Here is a 19266-nt window from a genome sequence, read left to right as displayed (position 1 = left end):
AGGCCGGCCTTTCGGCGCAAGCTGCTGCTTCGTCCCGGCTGTTGTTGCAGTGTCCGTAGCCCTCGTCGCAGTCCTTCTTCAGGAATCGCCCAATGAACCGCATGGAACTTCTTCGCACGCTGCTGGAACGCGAACAGCGCCGCCGTGACGACGCGATCGCCGAATGGCGCGAAACCGAGCGCATGGCCGAAGCCGCGCGTGAACAGGCCGATTCGCTGGTGACCTACCGCGGCGAATACCGCAAGCGCTGGGCTGCGCAGTTCGCCAAGGGCGGCGCCATTGAGCTGGTGCGCTGCTACCACGGCTTTGTCGGCCGGCTGGACCAGGCGATTGCCTCGCAGCAAGGCGTGGTCATGCAGGCCGACCAGCGGGTGCGCGCCGCACACCAGCGCGTGCAGCAGCGCGAGCTGAAGGTCGCCACCGTGCGCCGGCTGATCGAGCGCCGCCAGCACAGCCTGCTGCAGGACGAGCGCAAGCGCGAGCAGAAGCAGGCCGACGAGGCCAACCAGCGCCGTGCCTGGGCCTCGCGCCAGTCCATGGCCGGTGCGGCAGCCTGAACGTCCCGAACCCGAATCCGTCTTCTTGAATTTCCCGCAGGAGTACACGCATGCCTTTGGACACCCCTCTGGAGCCCGTGGCACCGGTCAAGCCGGTGTCGTCGCGCGTGGCGCAGCGCGCGCCGCAGCGCCAGGATGCCGGCAGCCACGGCAGCTTCGCCGACATGCTGCGTGGCCAGGGCGCCAAGAGCCTGAAGGCCGCACCTGACACCGACCAGGCGCCGACCACCGACAGCGCGCCGAAAGCCGATCGCAAGTCCGACGCGGACCAGGCCGAGGCCAGCGGCGACACCGAGGCCGCCGACAAGGGCGATGCCAAGGACGAAACCGCCGACGCGCCGAAGAAAACCGCGCTCAGCGCCGAGGACCTGCCAGCCCAGCCCAGCACCTTGCAGCTGGTGGCCAAGCGCGAAGACCTGGGCGGTGCCTCGCGCGGCCTGGACGCACTGAAAGGCCGCGGCCATGCCGGCGGTGCAGGGGCCCGACGCGCTGGTGAACTGAAGGACGCGGGCGGCATTGCAGCCACCGGCGATGCCGCCACGGCAGACGGCTTCCGCAGCAGCCTGCTGGCCGCCCGCCAGGCCAGTGGCGACAGCCCGGCCGATGCCGCCAGCATGAGCCTGGCCGCTGCCCCGGTGGCCGAGCGTGCCAGCGAAAGAGAGTCGGACGGCAGCCTGCCCAGCCTGGCCGGCATGGCCGACCTTGCGGCCAGCCGCCCGGCCACCGATGCCAGCGCCGAGCTGCAGGCCGCGCCGGCCCAGGCCCAGCTGCCCACGCCGCCTGACAGCCCGCTGTTCCCGCAGGCCCTGGGCGTGCAGCTCAGCACCTGGATGGACGAAGGCGTGTCGCATGCCAAGCTGGAACTGAACCCGGCCGACCTGGGGCCGATCGAGGTCCGCATTGCCGTGCACGAAGGCAGCACCCGCATTGAGTTGAATGCCGACGTGGCCTCGACCCGCTCCGCGCTCAGCGAAGCACTGCCCCAGCTGGCCGAACAACTCGGCGACGTGGGCCTGAGCCTCGCGGGCGGCAGCGTGTCCGACCAGACCAGCCAGGGCCAGCGCCAGGGCGACTCCGGTGCCCAGCAAGCCGGCGGTGGCCGCGCGTTTGGCATGGGCGGGCGTGGCAACAGCGGCGACGAAGCGCTGGACAACGCCACGATGAGCCCCGCGCGCACCGCCGTGAACCGCCGTGGCCTGCTGGACATGTACGCCTAGTCATGGGGCACCCGGTCTCAGGGTTACCTGAGACCACCCGCCGAGCGGGTTGGCGCAGCCGCCTGGGGCGGCCCGGCGCCGGCTGCGCTGCGCTTCGGCACGGCGCTTTCGCCGTCGGGCTTGGTGCTGTCCAGCCTGAGGACCACCGGTAAAACCGCCGCTTTTCGTGGCTTCTGCACGGGGCTTGGCTCTCAATAATTCCTCCTATTCGGTCCCGACGCCCCATGCTTGCGGTGTCTGGGTCCTCCAGAGGAATCAAGGAGCCCCGTCCATGTCTGCTGCCGCAGCTGCCCCCGCCGGCGACGCCCCCAAGAAGGGCAAGAAAAAACTGATCCTGATCCTTGCCGTGGTGGTGTTGCTGGCCGCGGTTGGGGGCGGTGTCGCGCTGGTGATGAAGAAGAACCACGACGCCGAAGCGGCCGCTGCCGCCGAAGATGGCGAAGAGAGCAGCGGGCACCAAGAAAAGAAGAGTGCCAAGAAGGACAAGAAGAAGGACGACAAGCACGCGCTGCCGGTCTTCGTGCCGCTGGACCCGTTTGTCGTCAACCTGGCCGACCGCGAGACCGACCGTTTCGCCCAGATCGGCCTGACGCTGGAAGTCCAGGACGCGCACGTGGCCGACGAGATCAAGGCCTACCTGCCGGCGATCCGCAACAACGTGCTGCTGCTGCTGGGCCACAAGACCTCGGCCGAGCTGATGACGCCCGACGGCAAGGAAGTGCTGGCCCGCCAGCTGCGCCGCGTCGCGGTGCAGCCCATGGGCATCGAGCTGGAAGACGAGGACGCGGTGGAAGAAGAAGCCCCGCCCACGCCGGGCAAGAAGAAAAAGCGCAAGCGCTTCGACAGCCTCGACGACTCGCCGGTGAAGTCGGTCCAGTTTTCCTCGTTCATCATTCAATAAGCCCGACACGCCCGGTCGCAGGATCTCATCCGTGAACCAGCAAATCCTCTCGCAGGACGAAGTCGACGCGCTGCTGCAGGGCATCACCGGCGAGAGCCAGAAGCTCGAGCAGGAAGAAGCGCCCACTGGCGGCATTCGCAACTACGACCTGGCCAGCCAGGAACGCATCGTCCGTGGTCGCATGCCGACCATGGAGATCATCAACGAACGCTTTGCGCGCAACATCCGCGTGGGGCTGTTCAACATGATCCGCAAGAGCCCGGAAGTCTCGATCGGCGGCATCAAGGTGCAGAAGTACAGCGCCTTCCTGCGCGAGATCGTGGTGCCCACCAACTTCAACATCGTGCAGGTGCGCCCGCTGCGCGGCTCGGGCCTGATCGTCTGCGACCCCAGCATCGTGTTCGCGGTGATCGACGCGCTGTTTGGCGGCGTGGGCAAGTTCCACACCCGCATCGAAGGCCGCGACTTTTCGGCCACCGAGCAGCGCGTGATCGAACGCCTGGTCGGCTGCATCACCGAGGAATACAAGCGTGCCTGGCGCGGCATCTATCCGCTGGAGCTGGACTACCAGCGCTCGGAAATGCAGCCGCAGTTCGCCAACGTGGCCACGCCCAGCGAGATCGTCGTCTGCACCTCGTTTTCGCTGGAGCTTGGCGAGACCTCCGGCTCGGTGCACTTCTGCATTCCGTACTCCACGCTGGAGCCCATTCGCGACGTGCTGTATTCGTCGATGCAGGGCGACTCGGTGGAGCCGGACCACCGCTGGGTCAACCTGCTGAAGGAACAGATCCAGTCGGCCAACGTGGACCTGGTGGCCGAGCTGGGTACCGCGCCGGCCACCGTCGAACAACTGCTGTCGCTCAAGCCTGGCGACTTCATCGAGCTCGATCTTGAGCCGCTGATCCAGGCCAAGATCGACGGCGTCCCGGTGTTCGACTGCCACTACGGCACCTCCGATGGCCACTACGCCATCAAGATCGATCGCATGTTGACCAGCCCGAACTTCGGCTGGTTGGGAGATACGAATGTCAGCTGATCAAGCACCCGACGACGCCCAGGACGACATGGCCGACGCCTGGGCTGCGGCCCTGGCCGAGTCCAAGGGATCCTCCGGTGGCGAGGTGGCCGAGCAGGTCGCGGCCGAACAGGTCGCACCCGCCTCGTTCGCCAACTTCTCGCCGACCGCCGCCACCTCCGGCGCCGGCAACGACATCAACATGATCCTGGACATCCCCGTCCAGCTCACGGTTGAACTTGGCCGCACCCGCATCCCGATCAAGAACATCCTGCAGCTGGCGCAGGGCTCGGTGGTCGAGCTCGAAGCGCTGGCCGGCGAACCGATGGACGTGCTGGTCAACGGCTTCCTGATCGCCCAGGGCGAGGTGGTGGTCGTCAACGACAAGTTCGGCATTCGCCTGACCGACATCGTCACGCCCAGCGAGCGCATGCGCCGCCTGAGCCGCCTCTGAATTTCACCCACCCAGTCGCTGTCCCCAAGGAACGCCGGAATGACTTCTTCGCTGATGCCGCTGATCGCCTTTGGTGCGGTCGTGGCCATGATCCCGCTGGCTTTGTGGCTGATGCGCCGTTCCGGCATCGGCGGCGCCGGCACGCCCGGGCTGTTGCGCAACGTTGGCAGCCTGTCGCTGTCGCCGTCTCAGCGCGTGGTGGTGGTCGAGCTGATGCAGGGCGCGAATGCCCGCTGGCTGGTCGTGGGCGTGAGCCCGGACCGCATCACCACGCTGACCACGCTGGACGCGCCGGACGAAGTGCCGGCCGAGATCCTGAACCCGCAAGCCCACTCGGTGAGCCAGCTCATCAGCCGCTGGCGCCGCAATACCGGCAGCCCGGACGGGAACCAGCCATGACCCGCCGCACCCTGCAACGCTGCGCGATGACCGCAGCGCTGGCGGCGCTCGCCCTGTCGCTGCCGGGGGCCGCAATGGCCCAGGCCGCACCGACCGCACCCGGCCTGCCGCTGCTGGTCGGCCAGAGCGCCGGTGGCACCAGCTACTCGGTGCCCATCCAGACGCTGCTGTTCTTCACCGCGCTGTCCTTCCTGCCCGCGGTGCTGCTGCTGATGACGGGCTTCACCCGCATCGTCATCGTGCTGTCGCTGGTGCGCCAGGCCATGGGCACGCAGTCGGCGCCGCCCAACCAGGTGGTGGTCGGCCTGTCGCTGTTCCTGACCTTCTTCGTGATGTCGCCCACCATCGACAAGGTCTACGAGCAGGCCTGGGCACCGTACCAGGCCAACCAGATCGACTTCACCGAAGCCTTGAAGCGCGGCGAATCGCCGATGCGCGAGTTCATGCTCAAGCAGACCCGCCAGTCGGACGTGGAGCTGTTCGCCAAGCTGGCCAAGCTGGACGCCGGCATCAAGGGCGAGGACGTGCCGCTGAAAGTCCTGCTGCCCGCCTTCGTGACCAGTGAGCTGAAAACCGCCTTCCAGATCGGCTTTCTCATCTTCATCCCGTTCCTGATCATCGACATGATCGTGGCCAGCGTGCTGATGTCGCTGGGGATGATGATGTTGTCGCCGGTGCTGGTCTCGCTGCCCTTCAAGCTGATGCTGTTCGTGCTGGCCGATGGCTGGAACCTGTTGCTGGGCTCGCTCGCCGCCAGCTTCGCCCAATAAGGAAAGTCCGCACCATGGAACCGTCCCAGGTCTTCACGATCGGCCAGCAAGGCCTCTACATGCTGCTCACCGTATCGGCACCGATGCTGCTGGTGGTGCTGGTGGTCGGCGTGCTGGTCAGCATCTTCCAGGCGGCCACGCAGATCAACGAAGCCACGCTGAGCTTCGTGCCCAAGCTGGTCGCCGCGGTCGCGGTGATGGCGGTGGCCGGCCCCTGGATGATGACCCAGCTGGTCGATTACATCCGCGCGATGTTGTTGTCGATTCCTTCCGCAGCGGGTGGCTAGATGTCCGCCCCCAGTCGCTTCGCGCCAGCCCCCCGAGGGGGCGCCCAGCCGCCTTGGGGCGGCCCGGCGCCGGCTGGGCAAGCCTTGTTCATGGTCGTCACCGTCGGATGATCTCCTTCAACGAAGCCCAGGTCATGGCCTGGCTCACGCCGGTGCTGTGGCCGTTCCTGCGGGTGCTGGCACTGTTCCAGGTCCTGCCGGTGTTCGGGCAGCGCACGGTGCCGGCGCGGGTGCGCGTGGCGCTGGCCTTCATGGTGGCGGTGTGTGCTTCGGGCGTGGGCCCTCCCGTGCCCGTGGTGGCGCTGGATTCGGCCCTGGCGGTGATGCTGGTGATCCAGCAGCTGGTGATCGGCGTGACGCTGGGTTTTGCGGTGCGCATCGTGTTCGCCGCAGTCGAGTTCGCCGGTGAATTGGCGGGGCTGCAGATGGGCATGAACTTCGCCGGCTTCTTCGACCCGGTGATGGCCAGCCAGTCCACTGCCGCGAGCCGCTTCTTTGCCACGCTGGTGGCCTTCATGTTCATCGTCATCAACGGCCACCTGACGGTGATCGAGACGGTGGTCGAGAGCCTGCAGGCCTTCCCGGTCAGCGACCAGCCGTTTGCCTTCCTGCACAAGGTGGCGCCGCAGCAATGGGGCGCGCAGGTCTTCAGCATGGGCCTGTGGGTGGCCATGCCGATGATCGCGGTGCTGATGTTCGTGAACCTGGTGCTGGGCGTGATTTCGCGCGTGGCGCCGCAGTCCAACATATTCGCACTCGGGTTTCCCATCACCATGGGCGTGGGACTTGTGTCGATGATGGCGATGCTGCCGATGATGCAGACACCTTTTGTCGCCGCGCTTGAGCGAATGCTCGCGGTTTTTGGCCACTGAGCGCCACGCACCCCACACAAGGCACAGGATTTCGCCATGGCTGCCTTGCTCGCTGACTGCACCGCGCTGATCATTGACCCCAACCCGACCTCGCGCAGCGTGCTCTCGGCCCAGCTGAGAGACGCTGGCATGGTGATGGTGATGCAGAGCGGCCGCGTCGTCGATGCACGGCGCCAGCTGGAGACCCGCGAGTTCGACGTGGTGCTGTGTGAGATGGACTTCCACGGCAACGCCCCCAGCGCGGGCGTTCGCACCCAGACGGGCCAGGAGCTGCTGGACGAGTTGCGCGCGGCCAACCTGCTGCCATGGGCCACGGTGTTCATCATGGTCACCGGCGAGCGCAGCTACGCCAAGGTGGCCGAGGCGGCCGAATCGGCGCTGGACAGCTACCTGCTCAAGCCCTTCACGACCCAGGCCCTGCACGACCGCATGATGCAGGCGCGCCAGCGCAAGAAGGTCTTGAAGGACATCTACGTTGCGATCGAGGATGGCCAGTTCGAGACCGCCGCGCGCCTGTGCACCGAACGCTTCCGCCATCGCGACACCTACTGGCTTTACGCCGCCAGGCTCGGCGCCGAGTTGCTGCTAAGGCTGGAGATGCACACCGCGGCGCGCGAGCTGCTGGACGCTGTCGTCGCCCACCAGGCGCTGCCCTGGGCCCGGCTTGGCATCGCCCGCGCCCAGCTCGGTGCGCAGCAGACCACGCCCGCGCTGCGCTCGCTCGAAAGCCTGATCGCAGATGAGCCATCCTTTGCCGACGCCTACGACGTGATGGGCCGTACCCAGGTGGCGCAGGGCCACCTGCAGGAAGCGATGGTGACCTACCAGAAGGCCTGCGACCTGACCCCCGGCTCGCTGCGCCGCCAGCAGAAGCTGGGCATGCTGGCGTTTTATGCCGGTGACCAGGTGGCAGCCGCCAAGGCGCTGGACAAGGCCCAGATCCTCGGCCAGGGCTCCAAGCTGTTCGACTTCCAGAGCGTGGTGCTGCTGGCCATCGTGCGCTTTCGCCAGCGCGACAGCAAAGGCCTGGGCCGCTGCTCGGTGGATCTGGCCAGGGCGCTGGAAAAGGCGCCTCAAAGCAAGCGGCTGCAGCGCATGAGCGGCATCGTCGGCGCGTTTGACCTGATGCTGAGGCACCAGGTCGGCCAGGTGGTTGAGACGCTGAAGCGGCTGGCGAGCGAGGTGCGCGCCAAGGATTTCGACATGGAAGCCGCCTGCAACCTGCTGACCGCGATTGCCCAGCTGACCGCCGCCGAGCTGAACCTGCCCGATGCCGAAACCTGGGTCCAGGCCATTGGCCAGCGCTTCACCGGCACCAAGGGCGTCAGCGAGCTGATGGCCGGCGCGGCCAGTGCCCATGCGCCGTATGGCGAGCTGATCAAGCAGTGCCATGCGCAGGTCGCCGAGTCGGTCGAGCGCTCGATGATGCATTGCGTGTCCGGCCGGCCCGACGCTGCGCTGGACGCGCTGCTGGGCCATGCCCGCAGCACCTTGAACCAGAAGTTCGTCGACACCGCGCGCGGTGTGCTCAAGCGCTATGCCGACAAGCTGGAAGATGCGCCGCGCCACCTCGCGGCGCTGGAAGAACTGGCGCGCCTGCTGGGCGCTAGGCCGGCGCCCATGGCCAGCGTCGGCATGGAAGATGCCGATGCCGGCGGCCTGCGCATCCGCGCCGGGGCCGCTGCCCCGGCCGCCGAACCCAAGCTGGTAGCCTGACTGCCTGACGCCAGGCCGCCGTTCAGGGCGCCAGGACCGGCGCGCCGCTGCGGCTCAGCGTGGGCGTGCCTGCGCTCAGGTGCTTGCTGCCACTGGTAACCTGCCAGGTCGTCGACAGGCTTTCCACCGTGCTGGGTGCCGTGATGGTGTCCACGTTCCAGAACTCGCAGACCACGCGGCTCGCATCGATGTCCAGCAGCATGTAGCCGCGCCGGTTCAGGTCGATGTGCTTGAAGTGCGGGTTCTGCGACTTCAGGTAGCCGGCGATCTGGTTGCTCGGATCGTCAATGCCCGGCGAGGTCACCGAGGTGCCGACGAATTCGACCGCTGCCGAGCCGGCGCCGGTGCTGGCGTTGTAGCCGCCGCTGCTCACGTCGCTGTTGTTCGGGTCCTGGCTCAGGTCGGCCGCCCAGGCGCTGTGGATGTCGCCGGTCAGCACCACCACGTTGCCCACCGCGGCGTGTTGCGTCGTGCCCTTGAGCACCTTGTAGATGCGGTCGCGCTGGGGCTGGTAGCCGTCCCACTGGTCCGGGTTCAGGAAGGCGCCGCCGCCGGCGGAGTTCGGCGCGCCCTGCGCCTTCAGCTGGGCGAACATCACGCCCTGGCCCAGCAGGCGCCAACTGGTGGTGGACTTGCGCAGGCCCTTGGTCAGCCACTGTTCTTCGGTGTCGCCCAGCAGCGTGCGGCTCGGGTCGAGAAAGTCGCCGGTCTGCGTGAAGCCCAGGCCCAGCGGGGTGGGCACGGTGGCGGGCAGTTGTTCGCTGCGGGCGTTGACGCGCTCTTCCAGCATGTACAGGTCGACCAGGTTGCCGAAGCGCACATTGCGGTTGTTGCGGCGCGGGTTGTCCTTGTCGACCATGCGCACCGGCATCCACTCGTAGTAGGCCTGCAGCGCGGCGGCCACGCGGTCGGACCAGCTGCCTTCGCCGGCGTTCTGGTTCTCGGCGCCGTCCTTCCACGCGTTGTTCGCGGTTTCGTGGTCGTCCCAGATGGCGATCATCGGGTGCTGGCGGTGCATGGCCTGCGCATCGGCGTCGGTCTTGTACTGGGCGTGGCGCATGCGGTAGTCGGCCAGGCTCAGGATCTCGGTCGAGGGCTGCAGCTTGCGCAGGTTGCCGTACTGGCCGTCGCCGTATTCGTAGAGGTAGTCGCCCAGGTGCAGCACCGCGTCCAGGTCGGCACGCTCGGCAATGCGGCCGTAGGCATTGAAGTAGCCGTAGGCGTAGTTCGAGCAGCTCACCACCGCCAGGCGCAGCTGGTCCACGTTGCCGGCGGGCAGCGTGCGGGTGCGGCCGATGGGCGAAAGCTTGTCCAGGTGGCTGAACTGGTAGTAGTAGGTGGTGCCGGGCTGCAGGCCCGTCACGTCGACCTTGACGGTGAAGTCACGGCTTGGCGTGGTCATCACCTGGCCGGTGGTGACCACGTCGCTCAGGGCCGGGTCGCGGGCGACCACGTAGCTGGCGTAGACCTTGTCCTTGGGCTGCGTGGGCGTCACGCGGGTCCAGAGGATGACGCGGTCGGTCAGTGGGTCGCCGCTGGCCACGCCGTGCTGGAAGGCGCCTTTGTAGCTGCCGGCCTGGGCGTCCAGCGACAGCGCGGGCAGGGCCGCGATGGCCACGGCAGCGGAACTGGAGCGCTTGAAAAAGTCGCGGCGGCTGGTGCCTTGCGGCGCGGGCTTGACGGAGCTGGGGCGTCCCATGATGACTTCCTTGAGGTGGCCGGCGACGGCCGGCTCGAACTGAGCGCCTCACGGTAGTTCTGGGTTTTGACAGCGTGTTGACACGGCCCGCCGTGCGGATCACCGTGGTTTTTCAGCCTGTTTTCCAGCTCAGGTCCTGGCGCCGCCCGAGGCACCATCTCGGTCAACCATGGCTGATTCCGCCCAAGACCGCAACTTACCGGCTTCTTCCAAGAAGAAGAGCAAGGCCCGCGAAGAAGGCCAGGTCCCCCGATCGCGGGACCTGGGTCATTTCACCGCGCTGGCCGCAGGCGGCGCCGGGCTGGCCGCGATCGCCGTGCCGCTGTCGGGCTGGCTGCAGCAGATGCTGGCGAGCGCGCTGCGCTTTGACCGCAGCACCGTGGCAGATCCCGGCCAGATGAGCGCGCAGCTTGCCGCCATGATGATGAAGGCCTTGCTGGTCATCGTGCCCATGGGCCTGGTGATGGCCGGCGTCGGCATCCTCACGGCTGTGCTGTCCGGCGGCTGGAACATGAGCTTCAAGGTGCTGGAGCCCAGCTTCGGCAAGCTCAACCCCATCTCCGGGCTGGGCCGCATGTTTGCCAAGCAGCACCTGATCGACGTCGGCAAGATGCTGGTGATGGCCTTGCTGCTCGGCAGCGTCGGCTACTACTACCTGAAGGCCCAGTTCATGGGCATGGTCAGCCTGATGGCCGTGCCGCTGCCCAGCGCCGTAGGCCAGCTCGCCAGCACCATTGCCGGCGGCTTCGGGCTGCTGCTGCTGGTGCTGGGCGTGTGGGCCCTGATCGACGTGCCCTTGCAGCACCACCTGTGGCTGGAGAAGCTCAAGATGAGCCGCGAGGAAGTCAAGCAGGAACACAAGGACGCGGAAGGCAACGTCGAGATCAAGGCCAAGATCCGGGCGCGCATGCGCGAGATGGTCAAGAAACGCATGTTGGCCGCCGTGCCAACGGCCGACCTGATCGTCATGAACCCGACCCACTACGCCGTCGCGCTGAAGTACGACGAATCCCAGATGGGCGCACCCCGCGTGGTCGCCAAGGGCGCAGACCTGCTGGCCCTGAAGATCCGCGACATCGCCCGCGAATCCAAGGTCCCAGTGCTGCAAGCCCCGCCGCTGGCGCGAGCGCTGTACGCCCACTGTGAGCTGGACCACGAGGTGCCCGCCGCGCTGTTCGCCGCCGTCGCCCAGGTGCTGGCCTGGGTCTACCAGCTGCGCGGCAAGCCCGGCTACATCGCCCCGCCGGAAGTGCATGTGCCGCCGGAACTGGATCCGCACAATGCGCCGGACAACAAGATGCCCTAGTCCATGTGCCTGATGTCTGGCGGCATGCTCACCCAGCTGTGCATGCGCTCCTCGTAGACCGAGAACGTCGGGCCAGGGAACTTCGGGTCGGCGAACGCACCGACCGGAATGATGACGAAGCCTTCCATGCCTTCGACGGTGTAGAACACCGTGGCGCCGCACTCCGGGCAGAACCTGAACGTCGCACGTGAGCCCTCGTCGCCCACCCGCACGTATTCCTTGCTGGCACCCGTCACCGTGACGGCACTGGCGTCAAAACGCGCCTGCGCCGCGAAGACACTGCCGGTTCGCCGCTGGCAGGCCAGGCAATGGCAAACCGAAACGCCGATGGGGTCTGACGTGACCTCGGCTTGAAGTTGGCCACAGCTGCAGGATGCGGTTCGGAGGGTCATGGTCTGGTGTTACTCATCAACGGAACCGGCGAAATGCGAAGGCTGTGGCCAAAGCGGTAAACATCAGCGCGCCGATGGGCGGACCATAGGCAGGCCTGAAGAAAGCCACAAAAAAATTCAGATCGGGTGCGACGCCCCCATCGTTGGAGCGGCGGCTGAATTCTTGGTAGAGCCCCATTGTTCCCGCCAGTTGCCACAACAGCAGGGCGCCCGCGAGGCACGTCATCGCCAGAAGAAGCCAGCGAGACCAAGCGCGTTCTTGGAACAGGCCAATGCCTGCCGTCAGCGCAAGGCTTCCAATGGCGATGTAGAGGCCTGCGGCGGACAGCGCGCCAACTGACAACTCACCAACGCTCGCCGTGAACAACAGTATGAGAACGCCGCAGAGGAGAAGCGGCATGCCGATGGCGCAGCATACAACCGCAATCGCAATGACCGCGATTCGCGATAGCTTCATACCTGCCTTAACGCCTCAACGACGACCGCCCAGCGGTTGTGTACGCATCAAGCCTCCGGCTTGTGGCAAACCGCTTCGATGTTGTGCCCGTCTGGATCGATCACAAAGGCCGCGTAGTAGTTCGCGTGGTATTTCGGGCGCAGGCCGGGCGGGCCGTTGTCCTTGCCGCCGGCTTCCAGCGCTGCGCGGTAGAAGGCGTCCACCTGCTGGCGACTCTCCGCCACGAACGCAAGGTGAAGATGCGCCGGCTTCTCGTCGGTCTGGAACAGGCACAGCGAAATCTCGCCGTCCGGGTGGCAAAGCTCGATGCCGTAGGCAGGCTCAGCCTCTGAACCCGCTACCACGCCCAATGGTGCGAGTGCCTTGAGGTAGAACAGCTTGCTCGCCGCGTAGTCGCTGGCGCCGAATTTGACGTGGTCGAACATGGGCCTCCGGAAGTGTGGCGCTGGGAATTCTCCGGTCGATTCTTGCACCACGCCACTCCGGCCGGCCACATGGCGGGCAGGCCGCATTGGCAAGCTGGCCTGGATGATGGCGCGGCCATTCGGTCCACGCCGAGTCCGAGGTTCAGGCGGGGCTGAACGTGTCCAGCTGGGCGCGCATCGCCGCGAGCTCGGCCGCGTGGTGGTCGCGCGCGGTGACCGCGCCCACCAGTTCCATCTCTGCCGCCAGCCGCGCATCCGACTCGGCCGCGGTGTTCGCCACCTGACGTTCCAGCTGCGCCCGCAGGTCGGCCAGCTGGGCGTCCTTGCCCTGGATCGCCAGCTGGTCCTTGGCCTTGCCGACCAGCGCGTCGGCCGCGATGTCGCGCGCCTGGCGCAGCTCCACGGTCAGCCGCGCAATGCGGGCCTCGCGCTCGGCCAGCGTGGCCCGGGTCCGGGCCAGCTCGGCCTCGGCCTCGCCGCTCAATGCCAGCAGGAAGGCCAAGTCACTTTCGGTCTTGGCTTGCGCGTCACGTTGGCCGGCGGCGGCCTGGTCCATCAGCTGCTGTGCCCAGTCGCCCAGCGCGGTGATCAGTGCCGCTGGCGGCGCCACGTTGATCGGCTCAGCCGGCTCTGCCTGTGCCGCGCGCCAGGCGCTCAGGTGCTGGTGCAGCACCTGCGTCGGGCCGGCTTCCTTTTGCTTGCCGGCCAAGGCTTCGCGCAGTGCGCGCAGATCCACCGGCAATCCGTCGTCCGCCAGCCCCTGAGCGGCTGCGGCGACGTCGTCGTATGCGAGAGGCGAAGGGTGGGGAGCTTTGTCCAGTGATTGCTGATCAGCCATGTCGTCCAGTTCCAGTCGGGGGCGCGCGGCGGCAAGAACGTAGAAGCGCCCGCCAACCCGCTCGCCAGCACCCGACACGCTATCTGGTTCGGCCGCGCGGCACTCATCAGTAAGCCGGGACTATCAGGCTCAACTCTTGGCTTTCGGCGCCGGCTTCAAAACCAGGAAAGGAAAACAAGGCAGGCGCAGCGCACAAAAAATAAATGGGGTCAGAGTCAATTTATCTGGATCCGGCCGTGCCGTGCTCACCTGTTTCCGCAAGATAAATTGACTCTGACCCCATTTATTTTTGAACCGTGGCCGTACTGCCATCCTGATTTCACCCGTCAAGCAGCCGAAGACAAAGATTTCGCAAAAAAATCAGGATGCGAGTTTCAACCGTTGCACCGCGGAACGCCTTCGCCTCATCAGTGGACTCACGCCTGCGTTGATTGCGCCGGATAGAGATGCTTGCAGAACTTCCACTCATTCAACGGCTGGTCGTCAATGTATACCGTCGGCTTGGCGAGGAATGCTTCAAAGCAATGCGAAATTCCCAGTTCTGCGGCGGTGTTCCTGCAGTATTCGGCGCCGCCCGAACTCCAAAGATACAAGGTCGTACCTTCCTGCTTCAATCTACGAACCTGATCGATGACGGCAGGCATGGGGATGCGTTTGGTGCCAACGGAGCGAACCATTGTGTCGTCAATGTCAACGTAGACGATTTTGTTCATGTGTAGGTACGCAAGGTAGCGCTGCTCGCTTGATGTGCCAGCGCTGCATAAACTGGGGAAAAGAAACCGAACTCTCCGCTTTCGATGCGTTTGGAAATGGTGTGATACGGAAAACCTCGGAATTGCCTGTCTATACCATTGACGGCCAGTGTGGTTCCGTATTGGTCGGTCAGTTTAATCCATTGCATGTGCAAATGCTCGATGCAGTATTGGCCGAATGCCGCGCCGAGAATTTCAACGACTGCATCGCTAGAGTAGCCGTGCTTGTCCTTGCCAGAAAGCCAAGCCTCGAATGCCTGGTCAAGGTTCTGAAGGGTCCAACCAGGGGACGAAGTTCCAAGAAAGACATTGATGAATGCGCCGGCAAATGATGCATTCTCCAAAATCGGAGCCGTTTCTGCGTCGCTCAAAGCCACCATCGTTTCGGGCGAAGGTTCAATTGTCGCGATGAATGCTTCAACAGGTCCGTCGGGTGAAGGAATCGATTGGCGCTTCTGTGCCAATAGCGTCTTCCCCTCCAGTTGGGCGTTCTGGCGTGCCAAAGCAGACCGTTGCGTTGGCTTACCGAAGCGACGCAAAGCGTCGAGGATGTCGGTGACTATGCTCATGGAAATTCAGGGGGCGGTCTCAAGTCTTTCATTGCAACATTCCAGCGGGGCCGATCTGTACGACGATTGCGGCGCCGGGTGGAATCAATGTCGCAGTGCAAGACTTGGCCCGGCGATTCTTGTTTTTTGAATAATTCAACGTAAGAATTTTGGAATGCAAAACTCGGTTATTTTCGATATTTTGACTTGCTAAATAAATTCGAAGCGAATGTGACGTTCAACGTTTCTGCCCAGTCTATTGGCACAAGTTCGATCCAGCTAAGCGCCTGCAACAGGGTGACCAAGCCTAGGCCGAATGCATTTCCTGCTGCAGGCTCGACTCTGAGGCCAGCCCAGTACTTGCTATCGTAGAAAAGTGCGCCTTTAATTCCGTCGGGGCCTAGTAGGACGGACTGCGTAGCGATGTGATTCGACCCAAGGACAAGAAGGTCAGGATCGAGCGCGTGGGGTTGATTTGAGATGCATATCCGAGGATCAAAAGTCCTTGTGAAGATTGCGCAGAAGGGCTGGTTCTTGAACGGAGGATAGTTGCGCGGCCAGTCCCGTACTTTGCCGCCTTCGATTGGACCTTCCTCTTCATGTTCCGGATTCGTCCGGTTCGGACGGGTGAGCATGAGCTCTTTGACTTTTCGAGTCTGGAGAATTGCCGTCTCGACTACTGAGCTATCCGTAATCGAGTGCTTGCACTCGATATATGCGTAGACGGCATCTACAGGAATCTGCTCCTTGACTGAGTACTGAAGACCAATATTGGCGCGCAACGTTGGGCACGACATTTTGTCGTAGATGATCAAATCATCTCCAGCTGCACGCCCATCCTCGGTGATCACGAAGCCGCGGCAGACACCAAATCTAGCAGGGAGGATGTCTTCAAGTAGTGCACACATGGCGACTTCGAACTCCGCACCTAGGTCGAAGTTGAAGATCGCCTCTATGTCGGTCAACCGAGCCTCGACCTTGCGTGACAGTCGTTCTATATAGCCGCCGTACGTGCTCAATTAGTTTCCGATCTGCTGAAGCCAGAGGTGAGTATCGATGCTTTCCGTCAAGGTTAATCGAAGAAAAGCGAAGCATTTTTGTCGTCGTTGAACGCGTTTAGGTATTCGCGCTCCACAGAACCTTGCGCGCCAGGAGTTCCGCTTGCCGTGCAAATCCAACCGGTGGTTCTGAGGTTGAGCCGTGCGCAATGTCATCCCGTGCACCTTTGAGCAACTTGAACTGGGAAATGTCGGTGTCATTCAGTTTGGACCAAACACATGTTGCGCACCACACAAACCGGTCATAAAGATTCTTTAGGTTATCGACTTGCGTTTGAAGCAACTTCGTCGCGGCCTGACCATGCGAGCCCTTGTCACTTAGGAGCTTGCAAAGCTCAGATGCGTGGTCAATGCGCCCATACACAGCGTGTGTTTCAACTTCAAGTGCGAGGAAGAAGTAGAGGAACCGTTTCAGTTGATCTTTTTCGCCGAGTCCCAGTGCAAAGAACCGAGCGGCCTTGGCGTTTAGCGATGTGGTCACTTCTCGCGCGGCCTCCAGCTTTCCAGCCAGTTGCGGCCCTTGTAAGTTGTACGCTGTGTACAGCTCAGCGTGAAGCTGCATGCGGATGTCATTGACTACAACCCCGCTCGCCGTTCGGCCGACAGATGCACGCTCAAGCTTGCGCAATTCTACGTAGCGATTCTCTTCATTCAGTACGCAGGTCAAGCCGGAGACTATTGGAGGAAGAGCTCTCGACTCAAACTGCGAAAGCTCTATTCGAACGTTCGGAAAACAGTCGTAGGTAGTGACACTGCCGTCATCCTCCCTCTTGATTCGGCCAGTATCGCACTTGTGTTCTCGTGTCGGGCCGATCTGCACCAAGATGAACGGTCCCTGGCTTTTGGTCTCTTTCTTCCATTCTTCTTCATTGTCGACGAAGACGTCAGCCACAAGGGCAGTGCAAGCGGAATTCACACTTGACCCGACTGCAAGCCGATAGTCCACTCCTGCGACCCTTCCTTGAGATACTTCCGTAGTGCCTTCTGCCAAAGCAATTCCTCGAGCCTCATAGACGGTGATGCTCGAAAATGACGCCGATATTGATTCGGCTTCCGCTAATTCGCGGAAGCCCATTGCCTGCGTGAGTCGGTTTGATAAGGTAAGCGACATATGGGTGACTATTTACGATGCCTACGCATTGTGTTCATCACCACACTGCCGTATTCAACCACGCCCGCCTGCGTAACAGCCCCACCCCTCCAGGCGCAAGTTCTTGATCCATCTGAATTCCCCTCCCCATTCGTTGGCTCCCTCCACTCCATAAATCCGCTGCCAAAACCGGCACCTGTTACAGATTCTGCTGGCAAGCCCTGGACTTGCCAAGCGTCGGATGAAGGATGCGGGTCGATGGCGGCACGGCGCGGAAGACAGGCGCTTTCCCCCCTCTTATCCGGCTCAAGTCCGCGGCCCTCCCGCGGCACCATGGCGGGGCACCTGATTGCTGCCCAAGCCACGCCCACATGAACGCTCTCACCCTTCAGCTGAAGAACCTCTTCGGCGAGAACACGGCCATGATCAAGGCGCTGATGGCGCCGTTGTTCATCGTCATGGTGTTGTCCATGATGGTGCTGCCGTTGCCGCCGTTTGCGCTGGACGTGCTGTTCACCTTCAACATCGCGATGTCGCTGATGGTCATGCTGGTGGCGGCCAACATGATCAAGCCGCTGGACTTTGCGGCGTTCCCGACCGTGCTGCTGGTCACGACGCTGCTGCGGCTCTCGCTGAACGTGGCGTCCACCCGGGTGGTGCTGGTGCAGGGCCACACAGGCGCGGGCGCGGCGGGCAAGGTGATCGAGGCGTTTGGGCACTTCCTGATCGGGGGCAACTTCGCGGTCGGCCTGATCGTGTTTGCGATCCTGGTGGTGATCAACTTCGTGGTGGTGACCAAGGGCGCGGAGCGCATCGCTGAAGTCGGCGCGCGCTTCACCCTGGATGCGATGCCAGGCAAGCAGATGGCGATCGACGCCGACCTGAATGCCGGCCTGATCGACGAGAAGGAAGCCAAGAAGCGGCGCTCGGAAGTGAGCGAAGAAGCGGACTTCTTCGGCTCCATGGACGGTGCGCTGAAGTTCGTGCGCGGCGATGCGATGGCCGGCATGCTGATCCTGGTGATCAACATCGTGGGCGGCTTCATCATCGGCGTCGCACAGCACGGCCTGTCGGTCTCCGAAGCGGCAAGCTCGTACATCCTGCTGGCGGTGGGTGACGCGCTGGTGGCGCAGATTCCGGGCCTGCTGATCTCGGTCGCCGCAGCCATGGTGGTGTCGCGTGTCGGTTCCGGTGAAGACACCGGCAGCCAGATCCGCAACCAGATGTTCACCTCGCCGCGCTCGCTGGGGCTGACGGCGGCCATCATCGGCGCGCTGGGCCTGATCCCCGGCATGCCCAACATCGTCTTCCTGGCCATGGCCAGCCTGATCGGCTACTACGCTTGGTGGCTGACCAAGCGCCAGAAGGAAGAAGCCACCGAGGCGACCCGGCCGGTGGTGGACAACGCGCCGGCCTCGAACGCCGAGGCCACCTGGGACGACCTGCAGCCGGTGGACACCCTTGGCCTGGAAGTCGGCTACCGGCTGATCGCGCTGGTCGACAAGGCGCGCCAGGGCGACCTGCTGGGCCGCATCAAGGGCGTGCGCAAGAAGTTCGCCCAGGAAGTGGGTTTCCTGCCGCCCTCGGTGCACATCCGCGACAACCTGGACCTCAAGCCCAGCATGTACCGCGTCACGCTGCGCGGCGCCACCATCGGCGAGGGCGAGGCCTATCCGGGCATGTACCTGGCGATCAACCCCGGCGGCAACGCGCCGCAGCTGCCCGGCACCAAGACCGTGGACCCGGCATTCGGTTTGCCCGCGGTGTGGATAGAGGAGCGCCAGAAGGAGCAGGCCCAAATGGCTGGATTTACGGTTGTTGATTGCTCGACCGTGGTGGCCACCCATCTTTCACACTTGATGCAAATGAATGCGGCCAAGTTGCTGGGCAGAACCGAAGCCCAGGCCCTGGTCGAACATGTCACCAAGCTCGCTCCCAAACTCATCGAAGACGTGGTCCCCAAGATGGTCGGCATCGCTACCCTGCAAAAAGTCCTCCAGCTGCTGCTGGAAGAGGGCGTGCACATCCGCGATTTCCGCTCCATCGTCGAATGCCTGGCCGAACACGCCAGCATGGTGACCGACCCGGCCGAACTGGCCCGCCGCATCCGCATTCACCTGGCCCCGGCCATCGTGCAGCAGATCTACGGCCCGGCCAAGGAGCTCGACGTGATCGCGCTGGAACCCGAACTCGAACGCCTGGTGACCCAGGCCCTGAACTCGCCGCACGGCGCTGCGCTGGACCCGGGCGTGGCCGACACGCTGACCCGCCAGGCGGCGGAGAGCGCGAAGAAGCAGGAGAACCTGGGCCACCCGGCCTGCCTGCTGGTGCCTGACGCACTGCGCGCACCGCTGGCGCGCCTGCTCAAGCGGGCGGCACCGCGCCTGAAGGTGCTGGCCCACAGCGAGATTCCGGAAACGCATTCGATCCGCATCGGCTCGATCATCGGAGGTGCCGCATGACCTCCTTCTTCCGAGCTCAAGGTAGTTGGCGCGCCGCCCCCTCGGTGGCTT

The 19266-nt window shown here is 64.1% G+C and carries 21 protein-coding genes; 12 read left to right on the top strand and 9 right to left on the bottom strand.

Annotated features, from left to right (window positions below):
* The first annotated feature begins 92 nt into the window (after window positions 1–92).
* The 10 genes from LRH25_RS17940 to LRH25_RS17895 all read left to right on the top strand — a co-directional run bounded on the left by LRH25_RS17940 (window position 93) and on the right by LRH25_RS17895 (window position 8188).
* Window positions 93–557 carry a flagellar export protein FliJ gene (locus LRH25_RS17940; RefSeq protein ID WP_141290614.1) on the top strand — a complete coding sequence of 155 codons (465 nt, stop codon included), beginning with the start codon at window positions 93–95 and terminating at the stop codon, window positions 555–557.
* Window positions 558–607: 50 nt separating this feature from the next.
* Window positions 608–1774, top strand: a complete 1167-nt coding sequence (locus LRH25_RS17935; RefSeq protein WP_231011863.1) for a flagellar hook-length control protein FliK — start codon at window positions 608–610, stop codon at window positions 1772–1774.
* Between the two features lie 271 nt (window positions 1775–2045).
* The gene (locus tag LRH25_RS17930) at window positions 2046–2675 is read left to right on the top strand and encodes a flagellar basal body-associated FliL family protein (RefSeq protein ID WP_141288612.1); all 630 of its coding nucleotides are present in this window, start codon (window positions 2046–2048) and stop codon (window positions 2673–2675) included.
* Between the two features lie 31 nt (window positions 2676–2706).
* Window positions 2707–3711, top strand: a complete 1005-nt coding sequence (gene fliM, locus LRH25_RS17925) for a flagellar motor switch protein FliM (protein ID WP_141288611.1) — start codon at window positions 2707–2709, stop codon at window positions 3709–3711.
* Window positions 3701–4144: a flagellar motor switch protein FliN gene (fliN, locus tag LRH25_RS17920; protein ID WP_141288610.1), complete on the top strand. Its 444-nt coding sequence runs from the start codon at window positions 3701–3703 to the stop codon at window positions 4142–4144. Before fliM ends, fliN begins: the two co-directional genes overlap by 11 nt.
* Before the next feature lie 39 nt (window positions 4145–4183).
* Window positions 4184–4543 (top strand): FliO/MopB family protein, encoded by a 360-nt coding sequence (locus LRH25_RS17915; RefSeq protein ID WP_141288609.1) that lies wholly within the window; start codon window positions 4184–4186, stop codon window positions 4541–4543.
* Entirely contained in the window at window positions 4540–5313 is a 774-nt protein-coding gene (fliP, locus tag LRH25_RS17910) for a flagellar type III secretion system pore protein FliP (protein ID WP_141288608.1), read from the top strand. Before LRH25_RS17915 ends, fliP begins: the two co-directional genes overlap by 4 nt.
* A gap of 14 nt (window positions 5314–5327) precedes the next feature.
* Window positions 5328–5600: a flagellar biosynthesis protein FliQ gene (gene fliQ, locus LRH25_RS17905; RefSeq protein WP_141288607.1), complete on the top strand. Its 273-nt coding sequence runs from the start codon at window positions 5328–5330 to the stop codon at window positions 5598–5600.
* Between the two features lie 107 nt (window positions 5601–5707).
* Window positions 5708–6472, top strand: a complete 765-nt coding sequence (fliR, locus tag LRH25_RS17900) for a flagellar biosynthetic protein FliR (RefSeq protein ID WP_141288606.1) — start codon at window positions 5708–5710, stop codon at window positions 6470–6472.
* A 36-nt stretch (window positions 6473–6508) separates the two neighbouring features.
* Window positions 6509–8188, top strand: coding sequence for a response regulator (locus LRH25_RS17895; protein WP_231011862.1), 1680 nt, complete (start codon window positions 6509–6511; stop codon window positions 8186–8188).
* 22 nt (window positions 8189–8210) lie between these two features.
* Here LRH25_RS17895 and LRH25_RS17890 read toward each other — a convergent pair whose 3' ends face one another.
* Entirely contained in the window at window positions 8211–9887 is a 1677-nt protein-coding gene (locus LRH25_RS17890) for an alkaline phosphatase D family protein (RefSeq protein WP_141289786.1), read from the bottom strand.
* Window positions 9888–10056: 169 nt separating this feature from the next.
* On the opposite strand from LRH25_RS17890, the gene flhB reads away from it, so the two are divergent.
* Entirely contained in the window at window positions 10057–11193 is a 1137-nt protein-coding gene (flhB, locus tag LRH25_RS17885; protein ID WP_141289785.1) for a flagellar biosynthesis protein FlhB, read from the top strand.
* Here flhB and LRH25_RS17880 read toward each other — a convergent pair.
* The 8 genes from LRH25_RS17880 to LRH25_RS17845 form a co-directional block, all read right to left on the bottom strand.
* Entirely contained in the window at window positions 11190–11585 is a 396-nt protein-coding gene (locus tag LRH25_RS17880) for a GFA family protein (protein ID WP_141289784.1), read from the bottom strand. The two genes, flhB and LRH25_RS17880, sit on opposite strands and share 4 nt — an antisense overlap.
* A 16-nt stretch (window positions 11586–11601) precedes the next feature.
* The gene (locus LRH25_RS17875) at window positions 11602–12042 is read right to left on the bottom strand and encodes a hypothetical protein (protein WP_141289783.1); all 441 of its coding nucleotides are present in this window, start codon (window positions 12040–12042) and stop codon (window positions 11602–11604) included.
* Window positions 12043–12089: 47 nt separating this feature from the next.
* Window positions 12090–12467: a VOC family protein gene (locus LRH25_RS17870; RefSeq protein ID WP_141289782.1), complete on the bottom strand. Its 378-nt coding sequence runs from the start codon at window positions 12465–12467 to the stop codon at window positions 12090–12092.
* Window positions 12468–12609: 142 nt separating this feature from the next.
* Entirely contained in the window at window positions 12610–13305 is a 696-nt protein-coding gene (locus LRH25_RS17865) for a coiled-coil domain-containing protein (RefSeq protein ID WP_231011860.1), read from the bottom strand.
* Window positions 13306–13721: 416 nt separating this feature from the next.
* Window positions 13722–14018, bottom strand: coding sequence for a DUF705 domain-containing protein (locus tag LRH25_RS17860; protein WP_141288793.1), 297 nt, complete (start codon window positions 14016–14018; stop codon window positions 13722–13724).
* A complete protein-coding gene (locus LRH25_RS17855; protein WP_141288791.1) occupies window positions 14015–14626 on the bottom strand; it encodes a DUF3806 domain-containing protein in 612 nt (203 codons plus the stop codon). The genes LRH25_RS17860 and LRH25_RS17855 overlap by 4 nt, the downstream gene beginning before the upstream one ends.
* Window positions 14627–14793: 167 nt before the next feature.
* Window positions 14794–15624 carry a DUF6602 domain-containing protein gene (locus LRH25_RS17850; RefSeq protein WP_141288789.1) on the bottom strand — a complete coding sequence of 277 codons (831 nt, stop codon included), beginning with the start codon at window positions 15622–15624 and terminating at the stop codon, window positions 14794–14796.
* A 97-nt stretch (window positions 15625–15721) separates the two neighbouring features.
* Window positions 15722–16774 carry a hypothetical protein gene (locus LRH25_RS17845; protein WP_231011859.1) on the bottom strand — a complete coding sequence of 351 codons (1053 nt, stop codon included), beginning with the start codon at window positions 16772–16774 and terminating at the stop codon, window positions 15722–15724.
* Between the two features lie 401 nt (window positions 16775–17175).
* On the opposite strand from LRH25_RS17845, the gene flhA reads away from it, so the two are divergent.
* Window positions 17176–19215: a flagellar biosynthesis protein FlhA gene (gene flhA, locus LRH25_RS17840; RefSeq protein ID WP_375140591.1), complete on the top strand. Its 2040-nt coding sequence runs from the start codon at window positions 17176–17178 to the stop codon at window positions 19213–19215.
* The last annotated feature ends 51 nt before the right edge of the window (window positions 19216–19266 follow it).

It is taken from the genome of Ideonella azotifigens, assembly GCF_021043325.1.
Taxonomy (GTDB): domain Bacteria; phylum Pseudomonadota; class Gammaproteobacteria; order Burkholderiales; family Burkholderiaceae_C; genus Ideonella; species Ideonella azotifigens.
The sequence above is the reverse complement of the archived record's forward strand: the minus strand, read 5'-3'. Positions and strand labels throughout refer to the sequence as shown.